The 20,933-nt window shown below is 76.6% G+C and carries 4 protein-coding genes; all 4 read right to left on the reverse strand.

The annotated features are described in order from the left end of the window. The coding region (locus tag ACFWJ4_RS17750; protein ID WP_380544888.1) for a type I polyketide synthase at positions 1-17,399 on the reverse strand (17,399 nt) is incomplete at its 3' end. A gap of 306 nt (positions 17,400-17,705) precedes the next feature. After that, positions 17,706-18,542: an ABC transporter permease gene (locus ACFWJ4_RS17755; RefSeq protein ID WP_380544891.1), complete on the reverse strand. Its 837-nt coding sequence runs from the start codon at positions 18,540-18,542 to the stop codon at positions 17,706-17,708. Then, the gene (locus ACFWJ4_RS17760; protein WP_359915576.1) at positions 18,542-19,549 is read right to left on the reverse strand and encodes an ATP-binding cassette domain-containing protein; all 1,008 of its coding nucleotides are present in this window, start codon (positions 19,547-19,549) and stop codon (positions 18,542-18,544) included. Before ACFWJ4_RS17760 ends, ACFWJ4_RS17755 begins: the two co-directional genes overlap by 1 nt. Positions 19,550-19,650: 101 nt before the next feature. Then, positions 19,651-20,889 carry a cytochrome P450 gene (locus ACFWJ4_RS17765; protein ID WP_380544894.1) on the reverse strand — a complete coding sequence of 413 codons (1,239 nt, stop codon included), beginning with the start codon at positions 20,887-20,889 and terminating at the stop codon, positions 19,651-19,653. Positions 20,890-20,933: the final 44 nt, after the last annotated feature.

Consider the following 20,933-nt stretch of genomic DNA (forward strand, 5'->3'; position numbering starts at 1 on the left):
GCGTCCGTGAACTCGCCGGCCAGCGAGTTCAGCACCACGTCCACGCCGCGTCCGCCGGTGGCGGTACGGAACGACTCCTCGAAGGCGAGGTCGCGCGAGGAGGCGATGTGGGCGTCGTCCAGACCGGCGGCGCGCAGCGCGTCCCACTTGCCGGGGTTGGCGGTGCCGTACACCTCCAGGCCCAGGTGGCGGGCGAGTTGGACGGCGGCCATGCCCACCCCGCCGGCCGCCGCGTGCACCAGCACCGACTCCCCCGGCCGGGCCGCGGCCACGTCCACCAGACCGTAGTAGGCGGTCACGAAGACGACCGGCATCGAGGCGGCCTCGGTGAAGGTCCAGCCGGCCGGGATCCGGGCGAGCCGGCGCCGGTCGGCGACGGCGACGGGGCCGAAGCCGCCGGGGAACAGGCCGAAGACCCGCTCGCCGGGAACGAGGTCGGTGACCTCGGCGCCGACCTCCAGGACGACGCCGGCGCCCTCGGAGCCCAGCTCGGCGCGCTCGGGGTACATGCCGAGCGCGAGCAGCACATCGCGGAAGTTCACACCGGCCGCGCGGACGCCGATCCGCACCTCGCCGGGGCCGAGCGGCCGCTCGGCGGGGTCGGTGGGCAGCAGCCGCAGGCTGGTCAGGATGCCGGGCTCGGCGGGGTCGAGGGTCCAGGCGGCGGCGTCCTCGGGGACGGTCAGCGCGGCGGAGGCGGGCACGCGCACCAGTCGGGGCGCGTACAGGGCGCCTCCGCGCGCGGCGAGCTGGTTCTCCCCCAGCTCCACCGCCCGGCGGACCATCGCCCAGTCGGCCGAGCCGTCGTCGTCGAGCAGCAGGACGCGGTCCGGGTGCTCGGACTGGGCCGAGCGCAGCAGGCCCCACACCGCGGCGCCCGCCGGGTCGGCGGGCTCCTCGCCCGGGTGGACGGCCGCGGCACCGCGGGTGACGACCACCAGGCGGTCGGCCTCGTCCCGGTCGCCGGCCAGCCAGCGCCGGGCGGCGTCGAGCGCCCCGGCGGTGGCGGTGCGGGCCCGGGCGGCGTCGTCCGCACCGGTCGCCTCGACCCGGTGCAGCACCAGGGCCGCGCGGGCGTGGCCGGCCTCGACGGCGGACAGCTCCGCCACCGGGCACTCCTCGGCGGCGGCGCCGGTCGGCAGCGCGCTCCACTCGACCGCGAACAGCGCGTCGCCGGCCTCGGCTCGGCGGCCGTCCGGCTGACCGGTGGGCGCCGGCCGCAGGGTCAGCGAGCGGACGTCGGCCACCGGTGCGCCGGTGGCGTCGGCGACCCGGATCGAGATCGCGTCCCGGCCCGCGGGGGCGAGCCGGACCCGGGCCACGGAGGCACCGGTGGCGTGCAGGGTCACCCCGGACCAGGCGAACGGCAGCGGCGTCGCGCCGGCGCCGTCGAGGAACCCGCCGACGGTGGTGGCGTGCATAGCCGCGTCGAGCAGCGCCGGGTGGACGCCGTAGCCGGCGGCCTCCTCGGCGGCGCCCGCCGGGAGGGCGATCTCCGCGTAGACGGCGCCCTCGGCCCGCCAGGCCCGGCGCAGCCCGCGGAAGACCGGCCCGTAGCCGTAGCCGGCCTCGGTCAGCCGCTCGTAGTAGCCGTCCAGTTCCACCGGCTCGGCGTCGGCCGGCGGCCAGGCGGAGAGGTCGTACGGTTCGGCGTCCGTCCCGGCGGCCAGGGCGCCGGAGGCGTGCCGGGTCCAGCCGGCCGCGCCGTCGGGCTGGGCGTGGACGGCCACCGGGCGGTCGCCGGCCGGGTCCGGGTCGCCGACCCGCACCTGGATGCGGACGCCGCCGGTGGCGGGGACGGCCAGCGGGGCCTCGACCATCAGCTCGCGCAGCGCGGTGCAGCCGACCTCCCGGCCGGCCCGCAGCGCCAGTTCCACGAAGCCGGTGCCGGGCAGGATCGCCGTGCCGCGCACGGCGTGGTCGGCCAGCCAGGGCTGGGCGGCGAGCGACAGCCGGCCGGTGAGCAGCGCGCCCTCGCCGTCGGCGAGCGGCACGGCGGCGGTCAGCAGCGGGTGCTCGGTCGGCAGCAGGCCGGCGCCGGTCACGTCGGCCCCGGACCGGCCGGGGCGCAGCCAGTAGGGCCGGCGCTGGAAGGCGTACGGGGGCAGGGTGATCCGGCGGCCGCCGCGGTCGGCGAGGACGGCGGACCAGTCCACCGCGGCGCCCCGGGTCCAGGCGGTGGCGACGGCGGCCAGCAGGGTCTCGGCCTCGGGCCGCTCGCCCCGGGAGGCGGGCACCAGCGCGGCGTCGTCCCGGCCGGTGGCGTCCAGGGTGAGGCGCGCCATGGCGGTGAGCACCGCCTCCGGGCCGAGCTCCAGGAAGCGGGTCGCGCCCTGGCCGGCGAGCCAGCGCACGCCGTCGGCGAAGCGGACGGCCCCGCGGACGTGCCGCACCCAGTACTCGGGGGTGCAGATCTCCTCGGCGCCGACGGCGGTGCCGGTGAGGTTGGAGACCACCGGCAGGCGCGGCGGGTGGTAGGCGAGGCCCTCGGCGACGGCGCGGAACTCGGCGAGCATCGGCTCCATCAGCGCCGAGTGGAAGGCGTGCGAGACCCGCAGCCGGCTGGTCCGGCGGCCCTCGGCGCGCCAGTGCCCGGCCAGGTCGGCGATCGCGTCCTGCGGTCCGGAGACCACGATCGCCCGCGGGCCGTTGACGGCGGCGACGTCGACCCCGTCGTGGGCGGCGAGCGCCTCGGCGGCCCCGGCCTCGTCGATCTCGACGGCCAGCATCGCGCCGCCGGCGGGCAGCGTCTGCATCAGCCGGCCGCGCGCGGCGACCAGGGTGCAGGCGTCGTCCAGCGAGAGCACGCCCGCGACGTGGGCGGCGGCGATCTCGCCGATGGAGTGGCCGAGCAGGAAGTCGGGGCGCACGCCCCAGTCCTCCAGCAGCCGGAACAGCGCCACCTCGAAGGCGAACAGCGCGGCCTGGGTGTGGACGGTCCGGTCCAGCAGGGCCGCCTCGGGGGTGTCCGCCTCGGCGAACATCACCGCGCGCAGCGGGTGGTCCAGCTCGGTGTCGAGCCGGGCGCAGACGGCGTCCAGGGCGTCGGCGAACACCGGGAAGGCGGTGTAGAGGGCGCGGCCCATGCCGGGGCGCTGGGAGCCCTGGCCGGAGAACAGGAACGCCGAGCGGCCGTCGGCGCTCTCGCCGCGCAGCACGCCGGGCGCCTCGGCGCCGGCGGCCAGCGCGCCGAGGCCGGCGAGCAGGCCGGTACGGTCGGCGGCCAGGACGACGGCGCGGTGCGCCAGGCCGGTGCGGCCGGTGGCCAGTGCCAGGGCGATGTCGGCCGGGTCCGGGTCGGTGCCCGTCCCCGCGTCGGCGAAGCCGTGCAGCCGCTCGGCCTGGGCGGCGAGCGCGCTGGGGTCGGCGGCGGACAGCAGCCACGGCAGCGGCGCCCCGGTGGTGGGTGCCGCCGGGCCGCGGGCCGCCGTCTCCCCGACGGGGGCACTCTCCAGGATGACGTGGGCGTTGGTGCCGCTGACGCCGAAGGAGGAGACGCCGGCCCGCAGCGGTCGACCGTTCTCGGGCCAGGGCCGCGTGGCGGTCGGCAGCTCGATCGCGCCGGCCGACCAGTCCACGTGCGGTGAGGGCGCGTCCAGGTGGAGCAGGCCGGGCAGCTCGCCGTGGCGCATCGCCATGATCGTCTTGATCACCCCGGCGACGCCGGCGGCGGCCTGGGTGTGGCCGATGTTGGACTTCACCGAGCCGAGCAGCAGCGGCCGGTCGGCCGGGCGGTCCTGGCCGTAGGTGGCCAGCAGGGCCTGGGCCTCGATCGGGTCGCCCAGCTTGGTGCCGGTGCCGTGCGCCTCGACGGCGTCGACCTCGGCGGCCGTCAGTCCGGCGTTGGCGAGCGCCTGGCGGATCACCCGCTGCTGGGCGGGGCCGTTGGGGGCGGTGAGGCCGTTGGAGGCGCCGTCCTGGTTGACCGCGCTGCCGCGCAGCACGGCGAGCACCCGGTGCCCGTTGCGGCGCGCGTCGGAGAGCCGCTCGACCAGCAGCATGCCCACGCCCTCGGCCCAGCTGGTGCCGTCCGCCGCCGCCGAGAACGGCTTGCAGCGGCCGTCGACGGCGAGGCCGCGCTGCCGGCTGAACTCGATGAAGGAGTCGGGCGACACCATCACCGTCACGCCGCCCGCGAGGGCGATGCCGCACTCGCCGGAGCGCAGCGCCCCGGCCGCCATGTGCAGGGCGACCAGCGAGGAGGAGCAGGCGGTGTCCACCGTGATGGCGGGGCCCTCCAGGCCGAAGGTGTACGCGAGCCGGCCGGAGGCGACGCTGGTCGTGGTGCCGGTCAGCACGTGGCCCTCGACGCCGTCCGGCAGCACCGCGCCCTGCCCGTAGCCGGAGGAGGTCATGCCGACGAAGACGCCGCCCTGGCTGCCGCGTACGGCGGTGGCGTCGATGCCGGCGTCCTCGAAGGCCTCCCAGGCGGCCTCCAGCAGCAGCCGCTGCTGCGGGTCCATCGCCAGGGCCTCGCGCGGGGAGATCCCGAACAGGCCGGCGTCGAACTCGCCCGCGCCGGAGAGGAAGCCGCCGGAGCGGACGTAGGTGTGCCCCTGCCGGTCGGGGTCCGGGTCGTAGAGGCCCTCGACGTCCCAGCCGCGGTCGGTCGGGAAGTCGACGATCGCGTCCCCGCCGGCCGCGACCAGCCGCCAGAGGTCCTCGGGGCCCTCGACGCCGCCGGGGAAGCGGCAGCTCATGCCGATGATCGCGATCGGCTCGTCGGTGGCGGCGGTGGCCGTCGCGGCCGGGCCGGAGTCGAGCCCGCCGACCAGGTAGCGGGTCATCTCGCCGATGGTCGGGTGGTCGAACACGGCGGTGGCGGGCACCGGGGTGCCGGTGCCGGCCGCCAGGCGCTTGCCCAGTTCGACGGCGGTCAGCGAGTCGAAGCCGAGGTCCTTGAAGGTCCGGCCGGTCTCCAGGCCGCTCGGGTCGGCGTGCCCGAGCACCGCGGCGACCTCGGCGCGGACGACGGCCAGGGTCTCCCGCTCGCGCTCGGCGGCGGACAGTGCGGCGATCCGGCCGCCGAGGGCGGCCGCGCCGTCGGTGCCGGCGGCGGCCGCGGCGGTGCGCGGGCCGGGCAGGTCGGCGAGCAGCGGGCTGGGCCGGGCGGAGGTGAAGGAGGCGGTGAAGGTCGTCCAGTCGACGTCGGCGACGACGACGGTGGTCTCGTCCCGGTCGACGGCCCGGTCCAGCGCGGCCAGGGCCAGCCGCGGGTCCATGGCCGGGATGCCGCGGCGGCTCAGGAAGTCCGCGCCGCGGCCGTCCGGGCCGCCGGACCACGGGCCCCAGGCGACCGAGGTGGCCGGCAGGCCGAGCGACCGGCGGTGCTCGGCCAGGGCGTCGAGGTAGCTGTTGCCGGCCGCGTAGGCGGCCTGGCCTCCGCTGCCCCAGACCCCGGCGATCGAGGAGAACAGCACGAAGGCGTCCAGCGGCACGTCCGCGAGCGCGGCGTGCAGCCGGGCGGCACCGGCGGTCTTGGCGGCGAGGACGGCCGCGAACTCTGCCGGACCGGTCAGCTCCAGGGCCTCGGTCGGGCCGACCTCGGCGGTGAGGACCACGCCCGCGACGGGGTGCTCGGCCAGCAGCGCGGCGAGCGCGTCGGCGTCGCCGAGGTCGCAGACGGCCACGGTGGCCGGGGTGCCGGCCCCGGTCGATTCGGCGGCGAAGTCGGCGAGTTCCCCGGACGGTGCGGAGGCGACCAGCAGCAGGTGCGCCGCGCCGCGGCCGGCCGCCCAGCGGGCGGCCTGGCGGCCGAGGGCACCGTCGGCTCCGGCGACCAGGACGGTGCCGGTCAGCCGCCGGCCCTCGCCGGCGGGCGCGGGCTCGGGGGCGCGCAGCAGCCGGGCGGCGTAGGTCCCGGAGGACCGTACGGCGCTCTGGTCCTCACCGGTGGCACCCGAGAGGAGGGCCGCGAGGCGCCGCCCGGCGCGCTCGTCGAGCACCGGCGGCAGGTCGATCAGGCCGCCGGTGCGGTCCGGGTGCTCCAGCGCCAGCGACCGGCCGAAGCCCCAGAGCTGGGCCTGCACCGGGTGGTCCAGCCGGTCGGCCCGGCCGGTGGAGACGGCGCCCCTGGTCAGGGTCCACAGCGGGGCGGTGATCCCGGCGTCCCCGAGCGCCTGCACCAGCGTCAGCGACACCGCCAGGCCGGCGGGCAGCACCGTCCCGGGCAGCGGCTCCTCGGCGAGGCCGGCCAGCGAGACCACGCCGGCGAACGGCTCGGCCGCGGGAAGCGCCGCGCGGAGGGTGTCGGCCAGGGCCGTACGGCCGACGGCCGGGTCGGCCACGACCAGGGTCACGGTCTGCGCACCGGCGGTGCGGATCGCCGCGACCACCTCCTCGGCGGCGGTCTCCTCGGCGGCCACCACCAGCCAGGTGCCGGTCAGGGCGACCGCCCCGCGCGGGGCGTCCACCGGCTTCCAGCCGATCCGGTAGCGCCAGGAGTCCAGCGTCGAGCGGTCCCGGCGGCGGCGCCGCCAGTCGGCCAGCGCGGGCAGCACCGAGCCGAGCAGCTCCGGCGTGTCGTCCAGCCGCAGCGCCTCGGAGAGCTCGGCCAGGTCCTCGCGTTCCACGGCGTCCCAGAACCGGGCCTCGGCCGGGTCGCCCTCGGCCGCCGGGGCGGCGGCCTGCTCCAGCCAGTAGCGCTCGCGCTGGAAGGCGTAGGTCGGCAGCTCGACCGGGCGGCCGGCGGGCAGCAACGCGGTGAAGTCGACGGCCACGCCGGCGGTCCAGGCCTCGGCCAGGGCGGTCAGCAGTTGCTCGGGGCCGCCCTGGCCTCGCCGCAGCGTGCCCAGCACGGCCGCCTCGGTCTCGACCGCGTCGGCGGTCTCCTGCACGCCGACCGTCAGCACCGGGTGGGGGCTGCACTCCACGAACACCGCCCGGCCGCTGCCGAGCAGCGCGCGGGTGGCCTCCTCGAAGCGCACCGGGGAGCGCAGGTTGTCGAACCAGTACTCCGCGTCCATCCGCGCCGTGTCGATCGGGGTGCCGGTCAGGGTGGAGTAGAGCGGCACGGTGGAGGTCACCGGGGCGACCTCGGCCAGGTCGTCCAGGATGCGTCCGCGCAGCCGGTCGACCTGGGCGGAGTGCGAGGCGTAGTCCACCGGGATCCGGCGGGCCCGCACCCCGTTCTCCTCGCAGAGCGCCATCAGCGCGTCCAGCGCCTCCGGCTCGCCCGAAACCACCGTGGACGACGGCCCGTTGTACGCGGCCACCGAGATCCGGCCGTCGAAGCCGGCGATCAGCTCCTCGACCACCGCGCTGCCCGCCGCGACGGACACCATCCCGCCGCCACCGGCCAGTTCGGTGATGGCCAGGCTGCGCAGCGCGACCACCCGGGCACCGTCCTCGACGGACAGCGCACCCGCGACCACGGCCGCGGCGATCTCGCCCTGGGAGTGGCCGATCACGGCCGAGGGCTCCACCCCGTGCGCCCGCCACACCTCGGCCAGCGAGACCATCACGGCCCAGAGCACCGGCTGGACCACGTCCACCCGGTCCAACTCCGCGCCCTCGCGCAGCACTTCGGTCAGCGACCAGTCCGTGAACGGCGCCAGCGCCGCCTCGCACGCGGCCAACCGGGCCGCGAACACCGGTGAGGCCTCGGCGAGTTCCCACGCCATGCCCACCCACTGCGAACCCTGACCCGGGAACACGAACACCACATCACCGGGAACGACCCGGCCCCGGACCACGCCCTCGCCGCCGAGCACCGCGAGACCGTCCAGCAGCGCCTCCCGCTCCGCGCCCAGCACCACCGCACGGTGCTCCAGACCCGCCCGCGACAGCAACGCGGACGCCACATCCGCCACCCCGAGCTCAGGGCGCTCCAGCGCGAACTCCCGCAGCCGCTCCGCCTGCGCACCCAGCGCCGCCGGCGTCCGGCCCGACAGCAGCCACGGCAGCACACCCCCGGCCTCCGCCGGCTCCTCGGCCGCCGTCGCGGGCGCGGCCTCCAGGATCAGGTGCGCGTTGGTGCCGCTCATGCCGAACGAGGAGACGCCCGCCCGGCGCGGGCGACCGGCCTGCGGCCAGGGGCGCGCCTCGGACAGCAGCTCCACGGCGCCGGTCGCCCACTCCACGTGCGGGGACGGCTCGTCCGCGTGCAGCGTCGCCGGCAGAACGCCGTGCCGCATCGCCAGCACCATCTTGATCACACCCGCCACGCCGGCCGCGGCCTGGGTGTGCCCGATGTTGGACTTCACCGAGCCCAGCCACAGCGGCTCGCCGGCCCGCTCCTGGCCGTAGGTGGCCAGCAGGGCGTGCGCCTCGATCGGGTCGCCCAGCGTGGTGCCGGTGCCGTGCGCCTCGACGGCGTCGACCTCGGCGGCCGCGACTCCGGCGTTGGCCAGGGCCTGCCGGATCACCCGCTCCTGCGACGGGCCGTTCGGCGCCGTCAGACCGTTCGACGCACCGTCCTGGTTGACGGCGGTACCGCGGATCACCGCCAGCACCTGGTGCCCGTTGCGGCGGGCGTCGGAGAGCCGCTCCAGCATGACCAGGCCGACGCCCTCGGCCAGCCCGAAGCCGTCCGCACCCGAACCGAAGGCCCGGCAGCGGCCGTCCTCGGACAGTCCGCGCAGTCGGCTGAACTCGATGAACAGGCCCGGGGTGGACATCACGGCGGCGCCGCCGGCCAGGGCGAGGTCGCACTCGCCGCCCCGCAGCGACTGGACCGCGAGGTGCAGGGCGACCAGCGAGGAGGAGCAGGCCGTGTCGACGGTGACCGCCGGGCCCTCCAGGCCGAGCGCGTACGCCACCCGGCCGGAGGCGACGCTGCCCGCGCTGCCGGTGACCCGGTAGCCCTCGTAGTTCTCCAGGGCGTGGTCCATCCGGGGGCCGTACTCCTGGGTGGCGACACCGGTGAACACGCCGGTGGCGCTGTGCCGCAGCGTGGTCGGGTCGATCCCGGCGCGCTCGACGACCTCCCAGGCCGTCTCCAGCAGCAGCCGCTGCTGCGGGTCCGCGGCGGCCGCCTCGCGCGGCGAGATGCCGAAGAACGCGGCGTCGAACAGGTCGGCGTCGTACAGGAAGCCGCCCTCGCGGGTGTACGAGCGGCCCGGCTCGTCGGGGTCCGCGTGGTACAGCCGGTCGAGGTCCCAGCCGCGGTTGGCGGGCAGGGTGGAGATCATGTCGCCGCGTTCGGCGACGACCTGCCACAGCTCCTCGGGCGAGCCGATGCCGCCGGGGAAGCGGCAGCCCATCGCGACGATCGCGATCGGCTCACCCGGGGCGGCGGTCGCGGCCCTGGCCGCCGTCGGCGCCGGGCCGGTGCCGGTGGCGTCGGTCAGCAGGGCGAGCAGGTGGTCGGCGAGCGCGTTCGGCGTGGGGTGGTCGAAGGCGACGGTGGTGGGCAGCCGCAGGCCCGACGCCGCGTTCAGCCGGTTGCGGAACTCCACCGCGATCAGCGAGTCGAAGCCGAGCGCCTTGAACGCGCCGTCCACCGCGATCTCGGCCGGGTCGGCGTGGCCCAGCGCGGTCGCGGCACTGGAGCGGACCAGGTCCAGCAGGGTGCGGCGGCGGTCGGCGGCGGGCAGCACGGTCAGCCGGTCGGCCAGGCCGCTCGCCGCCGCGGCGGCCGACGCCCGGCGCAGCGGGGTGCGGATCAGGCCGCGCAGCACCGCGGGGACGGCCTCGGCGCGCCCGGCCGCCTCGGCGACGGCGATCCGGGCCGGGGCGATCAGCGGGCGGCCGTCGGCGAGGGCCGCGTCGAAGAGCGCGAGGCCCTGCTCGGCGGTCATCGGTGCCAGGCCGCCGCGGACCAGGCGGGCCCGGTCGGCCTCGCCGAGCCGGCCGCCCATGCCCTCGCCGTGCGCCCAGAGGCCGGAGAGCAGCGCCTGGGCGGGCAGCCCGAGGGCGTGCCGGTGCTGGGCGAGCGCGTCGAGGAAGCCGTTGGCGGCGCCGTAGCTGCCCTGGCCGGCGGCGCCGACGGTGCTGGCCAGCGAGGAGAAGAGCACGAACGCGCTCAGGTCGAGGTCGCGGGTGAGCCGGTGCAGGTTCCAGGCCGCGTCGGCCTTGGGGCGCAGCACCGCGTCCAGCTGCTCGGGGCGCAGCCGCTGCACGGAGGCGTCGTCGACCACGCCGGCGGCGTGCACCACGGCGGTGAGCGGGTGCTCGGCCGGGACGGCGGCCAGCAGGGCGGCCAGGGCGGCCGGATCGGCCGCGTCGCAGGCGGCGGCGGTGACCTCGGCGTCCAGCCCGGCGGTCAGCTCCGCGAGTTCCCCGGCGGGCAGGCCGCGGCGGCCGACCAGCAGCAGGTGGCGGACCCCGTGCGCGGTGACCAGGTGCCGGGCCAGCAGGCGGCCGATGGCGCCGGTGCCGCCGGTCAGCAGGACGGTGCCGTCCGGGTCGAACGGGGTGCGGGCGGGCTCGGCCCCGGCGAGCGGGGCGGGTCCGGCCTTGACCAGCCGCGGCGCCAGCAGGCGGCCGGCGCGCAGCGCGAGCTGCGGCTCGTCGCCGGCGAGGGCGTCGCGCAGGGCCTCGTCGGTGGGCCGCTCGCCGTCGTGGTCGAGGATCAGGATGCGGCCGGGGTGCTCGATCTGGGCGCTGCGGGCCAGGCCGAGGACGGCGGCCGCGGCGAGGTCGCGCACCTCCTCGTCCGGGCCGGCGGCGAGGGCCTGCCGGGTGAGCAGGACGAGTCGGGAGTCGGCCCGGTCCTCCTCGGCGAGGAAGGCCTGGATCAGCCCGAGGGCGCTGCGGGTCAGGGCGTGGGCGCTCTCGGCGGGGGCGTCGGGATCGCCGGTGACCGGGACGAGGACGGCCTCGGGCGCCGGGCCGCCGTCGAGCGGCGGCAGGCCCTGGGCGAGGTCGGCCAGGGCGGTCCGGACGGCGCCGCCGGTGGCTGTGGTGGCGGCAGTGGCGCCGGTGGCGGCGGGGATCCAGTCGAGCCGGTGGAGCGGGTCGGCGGTGCTCCGGCCGGCGGCCGACCGCTCCGGGTCGACGGCCCGCAGGACGAGCGCGTCGACGTCCAGGACGGCGGCGCCCGCCGGGTCGCTCAGCGTGACGACGTAGCCGCCCTCGGGGCCGGCGGGCGCGGCGTGCACCCGGACGGCGGTGGCCCCGGCGGCGTGCAGCCGGACGCCGGCGAACGAGAAGGCGAGCCGGGTGGTCGCCGGGTCGCCGTCGAGCAGCAGCACGTGCAGTGCGGCGTCCAGCAGAGCCGGGTGGATGCCGAAGCCCTCGGTCGGGAGCGTCTCGGGGAGGGTGACCTCGGCGAACAGCTCCTCGCCGCGCCGCCAGGCGGCGGTCAGGCCCTGGAAGGCCGGGCCGTAGGCGTAGCCGCGCCCGGCCAGGCCGGGGTAGGCGTCCTGGACCGTGAGCGGGACGGCGCCGGCGGGCGGCCAGGCGCCCTGCGGTGCGGACGCGGCGGCCGGCCCGGCGATCAGCGCGCCGGTGGCGTGCCAGGTCCAGGGACGGTCCTCGGCGGAGGCCTGCGGGCGGGAGTGGACGGTGACGGGGCGGCGGCCCGCCTCGTCCGGCGGCAGCAGCACCACCTGGATCTGGACGGAGCCGTCGGCCGGGAGGAGCAGCGGGCTCTGGAGGGTGAGCTCCTCCAGGTGCGGGTGGCCGCAGCGCAGGCCCGCGTGCAGCGCGAGGTCGACGAGCGCGGAGCCGGGCAGCACGACCGCGCCGTTGACCACGTGGTCGGCGAGCCAGGGCTGGTCGGCGGTGGCGAGCCGGCCGGTGAGGACGAGGGTGTCGTCGCCCGCGAGGGTGACGGCGGCGCCGGCCAGCGGGTGGTCGGCGGGGTCGAGGCCGAGACCGGTGGCGTCGGTCGAGCCGGCGCCGGGCGCCAGCCAGTACCGCTCGCGCTGGAAGGGGTAGGTGGGCAGCGGGACCCGCCGGGCGGAGCCGGGGAAGGCGTCCGTCCAGTCCACCGCGACGCCGGCGACGTACGCCTCGGCGAGCGCGCCGAGGAACCGCTCGGGGCCGCCGTGGTCGCGGCGCAGTGTGCCGAGGGCGGCGCCGCCGCGGCCGTCGGCCTCCAGCGTCTCCTGGACGCCGACGGTGAGCACGGGGTGCGGGCTGGACTCGACGAAGGTGCGGTGGCCGGCCGCGAGCAGCGCCCGCACGGTGGGCTCGAAGCGCACCACCTGGCGCAGGTTGCGGAACCAGTAGTCGGTGTCGAGTTCGGTGGTCGCCAGCAGGCCGCCGGTGACGGTGGACCAGAAGGCCGTGTGGCCTTCGCGCGGCTCGATCCCGGCGAGGGCCTCGGCCAGCTCCTCGCGCAGCGGGTCGACGGCCGGCGAGTGCGAGGCGTAGTCGACCGGGACGCGCCGGGCGCGGACGTCCTGGGCCTGGCACCGGGCGACGAACTCGTCGAGGGCCTCGGCCTCCCCCGCGACCACGGTGGCGGACGGGCCGTTGTGCGCGGCGACGGTGATCCGGCCGTCGAAGCGGGCGATGCGCGCCTCGACCTCGGCGGTCGGCAGCGGGATCGACGCCATGCCCCCGGTGCCCGCGATGGCGCGCAGGTAGCGGCTGCGCAGGGCGACGATCCGGGCGGCGTCGGCCAGGGTGAGGCCGCCGGCGACGTGCGCGGCGGCGATCTCGCCCTGGGAGTGGCCGATCACGGCGGCGGGGACGACGCCGGAGTGCCGCCAGAGCTTCGCCAGCGACACCATCACGGCGAACAGCGCGGGCTGCACCACGTCGACGCGCTCCAGCGAGGGGGCGCCGGGGGCGCCGTGCAGCACGTCGATCAGCGACCAGTCGGTGTGCGGGGCGAGGGCCTCGGCGCACGCGGTGAGCTCGGCGCGGAAGACCTCGGAGGAGGCGTACAGCTCGGCGGCCATGCCCTCCCACTGGGAGCCCTGGCCGGGGAAGACGAACACGGGGCCGTCGGGGGCGCCGGCCGTGCCGGTGGTCAGGTTGGCGGCGGGCAGTTCCCGGGTCAGCGCGTCCAGGCCGGCCAGCAGCTGCTCGCGGTCGGCGGCGACCACCACGGCGCGCCGGTCGAAGGCGGCCCGGGCGGTCAGCGACAGGCCGAGGTCGGCGAGGGACGCGGCGGCCGGCCCGGCGCCGGTGCGGACGGCCTCGGCGAGCCGGGCGGCCTGGGCGCGCAGCGCGGCGTCGCCGTGGGCGGAGAGCGGGAACGGCAGCGGGCCGGTCCCGGTGGCGGCGGGGGCCGCCGGGGCGTCCTGCGGCACGCTCTCGACGATCATGTGGGCGTTGGTGCCGCTGATGCCGAAGGAGGAGACCGCGGCGCGGCGCGGACGTCCGCGTTCGGGCCAGTCCCGGGCCTCGGTCAGCAGCCGGACGCCGCCGGCGCTCCAGTCCACCCGGCTGGAGGGGGTGTCCGCGTGCAGGGTGCGCGGCAGCGTGCCGTGCCGCATCGCCTGCACCATCTTGATGATCCCGGCGACGCCGGCGGCGGCCTGGGTGTGCCCGATGTTGGTCTTCACCGAGCCGAGCCAGAGCGGGTCCTCGGCGGCGCGGTCCCGGCCGTAGGTGGCCAGCAGCGCCTGGGCCTCGATCGGGTCGCCGAGGGCGGTGCCGGTGCCGTGCGCCTCGACGGCGTCCACGTCGGCGGCGGCGAGTCCGGCGCCGGCCAGCGCCTGGCGGATCACCCGCTCCTGGGAGGGGCCGTTCGGCGCGGCGAGGCCGTTGGAGGCGCCGTCCTGGTTGATGGCGCTGCCACGGATCACCGCGAGCACCGGGTGACCCAGCCGCTCGGCGTCGGAGAGCCGCTCCAGGGCCAGCAGGCCCACGCCCTCGCCCCAGCCGGTGCCGTCGGCGCCCTCGGCGAAGGCCTTGCAGCGGCCGTCGGCCGACAGGCCCTGCTGCTTGCTGAACTCGATGAACATGCCGGGCGTCGCCAGCACGGTGGCGCCGCCGGCCAGGGCCATGTCGCACTCGCCGAGGCGCAGCGACTGGGCGGCGAGGTGCAGGGCGACCAGCGAGGAGGAGCAGGCCGTGTCGACGGTGACCGCCGGGCCCTCCAGGCCGAGCACGTAGGCGATCCGGCCGGAGGCGACGCTCGCGGTGTTGCCGGTCAGCAGGTGGCCTTCGAGGTCGGCCGGGGCCTGGTGCAGCCGGGGGCCGTAGTCCTGGGCGGTGGCGCCGACGAACACGCCGGTGCGGCTGCCGCGCAGCACGGCCGGGTCGACGCCGAGGCGCTCGACGGTCTCCCAGGCGGTCTCCAGCAGGAGCCGCTGCTGCGGGTCCATGGCGAGGGCCTCGCGCGGGGAGATGCCGAAGAACGCCGCGTCGAAGCGGGTCGCGTCGGTCAGGAACGCCCCGGCGGGGGTGAGCGTGCCGGTCGGGTTGCGGCCCTCGTCCGCGTAGACGCCCGCGATGTCCCAGCCGCGGTCCTCGGGGAAGCCGGTGACCAGGTCGCGGCCGTCGAGGACCGCCTGCCACAGGGCCTCGGGGGTGTCGATGCCGCCCGCGTAGCGGCAGCTCATCGCGACGATCGCGATCGGCTCGTCGCTCACGGCGCCGGGGGCGGGCGTCGCGGGCGCGACGGCGGCGGGCTCGCCGTAGAGCAGGCCGGACAGGTGCTCGGCCAGGCGCAGCGGGGTCGGGTGGTCGAAGACCAGGGAGTCCGGCAGCCGCAGCCGGGTGGCCGCGGCGAGGCGGTCGCGCAGTTCCACGGCGGTGAGCGAGTCGAAGCCCAGGTCGCGGAAGGTGAGCCGGGCGTCCACGTCGCCGGGGGTCTCGTAGTCGAGGACGGCGGCGACCTGGGCGCGGATCTGGTGCAGCAGCGCCCGCTCGTCCCGCCGCTCGGCGGCGGGCCCGGTCGGGGCCTCGACCGGGGCCGGCGCGGCAGGAGCGGGTTCGACGGCCGGACGGGCGGCCGCGTCCAGCCAGAAGCGGCGGCGCTGGAAGGCGTAGGTGGGCAGGTCGACCGGTCGGGGGGCGTGGCCCGCGAAGAGGGCGTCCCAGTCCAGCGGCGCGCCGGCGGTGTACAGCCGGGCGACGGCGCCGAGCAGGGTCTCCGCGTCGTCGCGGTCCTTGCGCAGGGCCGGGGCCAGCAGGCCCTGGGCGCCGGCCTGCCGGGCCATCGCGCAGAGCACGCCGTCCGGGCCGACTTCGAGGAAGCGGGTGACGCCCTCGCGGTGCAGGGCCTCGACGCCGTCGGCGAAGCGGACGGCCTCACGGACCTGGCGCAGCCAGTAGTCCGGCGTGGACAGCAGGCCGGGCCCGGCGAGTTCGCCGGTCAGGTTGGAGACGACCGGGATGCGCGGCTCGGCGAAGGTCAACCCGCCGAGCGCGGCGGCGAATTCGGCGAGCATCGGCTCCATCAGCGCCGAGTGGAAGGCGTGCGAGACCGTCAGCCGGCTGGTCTTGCGCCCCTCGGCCTTCCAGCGGGCCGCGAACTCCTCGACCACCTCGGTCGAACCCGAAACCACCACGGAGGTCGGGCCGTTGACGGCCGCAACGTCCAGCCGGTCACCGATCTCCGCCCGCACCTCGGCCTCGGTGGCCTGGACCGCCAGCATCGCCCCGCCCTCGGGCAGCGCGTCCATCAGCCGGCCTCGCGCCGCCACCAGGGCGCACGCGTCGGCGAGCGAGAACACGCCCGCCACATGAGCCGCCGCGATCTCACCGATCGAGTGCCCGAGCAGGAACTCCGGTGCCACACCCCAGGATTCGAGCAGCCGGAACGAGGCGACCTCGACCGCGAACAGCCCGGCCTGCGCCCACACCGTCCGGTCCAGGTCCTCCGCACCGTCGAACACCACACTGCGGACCGATCCGCCGAGCAGCGGGTCGAGCTCCGCGCACAGCTCGTCGAAAGCGGTCGCGAAGGCGGGGTGGGCCTCGTACAGGCCCCGGCCCATGCCGACCCGCTGCGAGCCCTGCCCGGTGAACAGGAAGGCCGTGCGGCCCTCGTCCGTCTCCCCCGAGACCACACCGCGCACCGGCTCGCCGGCGGCCAGCGAGCCGAGGCGGCGCAGCAGTTCGTCCCGGCCGCGGCCGAGCACGGCGGCCCGGTGGCCGAAGGCCGCGCGGGTGGTGGCCAGCGAGTGGCCGATGTCGGCCGGGTCGGCGGCGGGGGTGGCCTCCAGGTGGGCGCGCAGCCGGGCGGCCTGCTCGCGCAGCGCGTCCTCGGTGCGGCCCGACAGCGGCCAGAGCACCGGCGCGTCGGCGTCGGCGGTCCGCTCGCGCGGGTCCTCGGCCCGGCCGGGCCACTCCGTGAGCACGACGTGGCAGTTGGTGCCGCCCATGCCGAAGGAGCTGACACCCGCGATCCGCGGGCCCTCGGGCCAGGGTTCGAGGGCGGTCTGCACCCGCAGGCCGAGGTCGTCCAGGGGGATGCGCGGGTTGGGCCGTTCGAAGTTGAGGCTCGGCGGGAGCTGCCGGTTGGCCACCGACAGGACGGCCTTGAGCAGTCCGGCCGCGCCGGCGGCGCCTTCGAGGTGGCCGATGTTGGTCTTGGCGGAGCCGACCCGCAGCGCGGCGTCGGGGGTGCGGCCGGCGCCGAGGACGGCACCGAGGGCCGCCGCCTCGACCGGGTCGCCGACGGCCGTGCCGGTGCCGTGCAGTTCGACGTAGCGCACCGCGTCGGGGGCGATCCCGGCGCGCCGGTAGGCGGCGCCGAGCACGTCGGCCTGGGCGTCGCGGCTGGGGGTGGTCAGGCTGTCGCCGCCGCCGTCGTTGTTGACGGCGCTGCCGCGGATGACGGCGTAGATCCGGTCGCCGTCGGCGACGGCCCGGGCGACGGTCTTGAGGGCGACGACCACGCCGCCCTCGCCGCGGACGTAGCCGTTGGCGCGCTCGTCGAAGGTGTAGCAGCGGCCGTCCGGGGAGAGCGCGCCGAAGCGGGCCGCACCGACGGTGCTCTCCGGGGCCGCGATCAGGTGCACGCCGCCGGCCAGGGCGAGGGTGGCCTCGCCGCGCCGCAGGCTGTCGGCGGCGACGTGCACCGCGACCAGGGAGGAGGACTGTCCGGCGTCGACGGTCATGCTGGGGCCGCGCAGGCCGACGGCGTAGGAGACCCGGTTGGCGATCAGGCCGCGCTGCAGGCCGGCCAGCGAGTGCGGGCCGATCTGCGCGGTGCCGCCGCGCTGGGCGAGGGTGGCGTAGTCGGAGGCCATCACGCCGACGAAGACGCCGGTCCGGCTGCCGCGCAGGGCGTCCGGCACGATCCGGGCGTCCTCCAGCGCCTCCCAGCTCAGCTCCAGCATGAGCCGCTGCTGCGGGTCCATGGCGGTGGCCTCGCGCGGCGAGATGCCGAAGAAACCCGGGTCGAACCCGTCGATCCGGTCGAGGAAGCCGCCGCGGCGCGGGACGTCCCGCTCGGCGAGGTCGCCCCGGTCGAGGGGGACGTCACCGATCGCTTCCACGCCGTCGCACAGCAGCTTCCAGAAGGCCCGCGGGGTCGCGGCGCCCGGCAGTCGGCAGGCGAGTCCTACGACGGCGATGGCAGCGTCATCGGCATGGACCTCAGGCATGGGACACCTCAACACGTAATGCGCCGGAAATAGCCGAACGGAATTCACGGGTGGAATTGCCCACCCGTCGACCTGGGCGGATTGGCGTTTCGCAAGGGCCACCGCGGTCCGCCGGTGGAATTCCCCGGCGTACCCGATGGCGCGTCATCCGCGAGCTTAGGGAGCGAACCGACCGGCACCAACCCCTAAGCAGGGCGGATGCCGGCCCCCGGTACCGGCCCCACAGTTAGGGGTGCCGGTCCGGGGACTTCCGGCCGGGGACCCCGCTCCCGGGGATTCCCACCGGGCGGTGCGGGGTTCGCCGGGTCAGCGGTTCTTGCGCTGGAACGACCGCACCGACAGCGGCACGAAGACCACCAGGAGGCCCACCGACCACAGCAGCGTCGCGGCCACCGGGTGGTCCACCGGCCAGGCGTGCGAGCCGGTCACCGTCCCCGGGTTGCCGAACAGCTCGCGGCAGCCGGCGGTCAGGGCGCTGAGCGGGTTCCACTCGGCGATGAACCGCAGCCAGGCGGGCATCCCGTCGGTCGGCACGAAGGCGTTCGACAGCATGGTCACCGGCATCACGAGCAGCGTGAGCTGCTGCGCCATCTGCTCGTTGGGGACCTTCAGGCCGAAGTAGCAGCCGACCCAGCTGAGCGCGTAGCGCATCAGCACCAGCAGCCCGAAGCCGGCCAGGGCGTTCAGCAGCCCGTCGGACGCGCGCCAGCCGACCAGCAGACCGGCCACCGCCATGATGGCCACGCTGAGCAGTCCGCCGACCATGTCGGAGGCGGTGTGCCCGAAGGCGACCGCGACCCGCGACATCGGCATCGAGCGGAACCGGCTCATCAGTCCGCGCGAGACGTCGGCGGCGACCCTCTCGATCACCGCCACCACCGAACTGGCCGTCACCATGGCGAACAGCCCGGGCATCAGGTAGGCGCGGTAGTCACCGCCGCCCGGAATCCGGATGGCGCTGCCGAAGACGTAGCCGAACAGCAGCACCATCACGGCGGGGAAGATCAGGGCGGCGATCAGTGAGCCGGGCTCCTGGCGCAGCCGGCTGAACTCGCGCCCGACGAGGACGAAGCCGTCCGACAGCGCCCAGCGCAGGCGGGTCACCGGGGTCCGGCGGGCAACGGGGGTGATCTGGACGGTCATCAGGCGTGGTCCTTGACTCTGTCGTCGGCTCGGGCGCCGGCCGGGGCGTCGCCGTCGGTTTCGGTGTCGGCCGGGGCCGAGCGGTCGGTCAGGCGCAGGAACACCTCGTCGAGGGTGGGGCGGCGCAGGCTGACGTCGGCGACCTCGATCCCCGCCCGGTCCAGCTCCCGGACGAGTGCGGAGACCCGCACGGTGCCGTCCGCGGACGGCACGCTCAGGCTGTTCTCGCCGGTCCCGGTCGGCTCGGCCCCGGTCAGCCGGTGCAGCACGGCGGAGGCCTGCGGCAGCAGCGCCGGGTCCTCGACGACCACGTCGAAGCGGTTGCCGATCGTCGACTTGAGTTGGTCGGGGGTGCCGTCGGCGATCACCCGGCCGTAGTCCACCACCGCGATGTCGTCGGCCAGTTGGTCGGCCTCGTCCAGGTACTGGGTGGTGAGCAGCACGGTGGTGCCCTCGGCGACGAGCTCCCGCACGCAGTCCCAGATCTCGCCGCGGCTGCGCGGGTCGAGGCCGGTGGTCGGCTCGTCCAGGAAGAGCACCTGGGGGCGCAGGATCAGGCTGGCGACGAGGTCGAGCCGGCGGCGCATGCCGCCGGAGTAGCCGCGCACCTGCCGGTCGGCCGCCTCCATCAGGCCGAAGCGCTCCAGGAGTTCGTCGGCCCGCTGGTGCACCTGCCGACGGGGCAGGTGGTAGAGCCGGCCGAACATCCGCAGGTTGCCGCGACCGGTCAGCTTCTCGTCCACCGCGGCGAACTGCCCGGCCAGGCCGATCACCGAGCGCACCCGGTCGGCCTCGCGGACCACGTCCAGCCCGGCGATCCGGGCGTGCCCGGCATCCGGGTCCATCAGGGTCGCGAGGATGTTCACCGCGGTGGTCTTGCCGGCGCCGTTGGGGCCGAGCACCCCGCAGACCGTCCCGGCCGGGACGGCGAGGTCGAGCCCTCGTAGGGCGTGGACCTCGCCGAAGTGCTTGTGCAGTCCTTCGGCGAGGATGATCGGGTCCGCCATGATCCCTCCACTGGGAAGTGCCGTGTGCGCGGGTCGCGCCGTACGCGGTCGTGGTGCGGTCGCGGCCGACCCGCGCCGGGGAGCCGTGCGCCGACGCCGGGTCAGCTCGCCGACAGCGGGAACTCCCGCAGGCCGCGAATGATGAAGGAGCCCCGCCGGCGCACCGGCCCGGCCTGCCGCAGCCCGGGCATCCGGGAGATGAGGGTCCGGTAGGCCACCTCGGCCTCGAACCTGGCCAGCGGCGCGCCCAGGCAGTAGTGGATGCCGGCCGAGAACGCCAGGGTGTCGTTGCGGCTGACCCGGGTGATGTCGAAGCGGGCGGGGTCGGGGAAGACCTGCGGGTCCCGGTTGGCCCCGGCGGCCACGATCGCCAGCTCGCTGTCGACGGGCAGCACGACGCCGCCCAGTTCGACCGGCTCGTGGGCGATCCGCCGGTAGGTCTGCACCGGCGGGTCGTGGCGCAGCGTCTCGTTGACCACGTTCTGGGCCAGTTCCGGGTCCTCGGCCACCATCCGCCACTGCTCGGGGTGGCGCAGCAGCGCCAGGATGCCGTTGCCGATCAGGTTGACGGTGGTCTCGGTGCCGGCCAGCGGCAGGAACATGCACAGCGGCAGCAGTTCGTCCATGCTCAGGCTGCCCTCGTCGACCAGCGGCAGCATCCGGCTGATCATGTCCTCGCGCGGCTCGACCCGGCGCTGCTCGACGATCCGGGTGAACAGCTCGGTCATCCCGGCGATGGCGGCGTCCACGCTGCGCGCCTTCTCGTAGGTGACCACGCCGTCCAGCAGCGGGACGATCTCCCGGCTGAGGTGGTGGAAGTGCTCCCGGTCCTCCTCGGGGATGCCGACCAGGTCGCCGATCACCGCGGTCGGCAGGTGGTGGGCGAAGGCGGTCATCAGGTCGAACCGGTCGCCCTGGGCCAGGATGTCGTCGATCAGCCGGTGGCAGATCTCCTCGGCCCGGCCGCGCCAGCGCTCGACGACGCGCGGGTTGAGGGTGGGCATGGTCATCCGGCGCAGCCGGGTGTGGTCCGGCGGGTCGAGGCCGAGCATGGAGTTGTCGAAGTTCATGAACTCCGGCACCTTCTCGCCGTCGGCCTTGCGCACGCCGAAGCGCTTGTCCCGCAGCACCTGGTTGGCGAGTTCGTGGTCGGTGGTGACCCAGGTGCCCAGCGGGCTGCGGTAGACCCGGCCCCGCGCCCGGATCTCCTCGTACGCGGGGTAGGGGTTGTCCGGCGCGCTCAGCACCTTCGCGTAGGGATCGCCCTGGGCGGCGAGCTTGCGCACCAGGTCGTGGAAGAAGCGCATCTGCGCCCGGAGTTGCCGCTCACTCGACTCCATCGTCCCGTGCCCCTTCAGCCTCCGCGAATGGGGCCGAGCGTAGA

Origin of the sequence: Kitasatospora sp. NPDC127067, assembly GCF_042724755.1 — a bacterium.
Lineage (GTDB): Bacteria > Actinomycetota > Actinomycetes > Streptomycetales > Streptomycetaceae > Kitasatospora > Kitasatospora lactacystinica.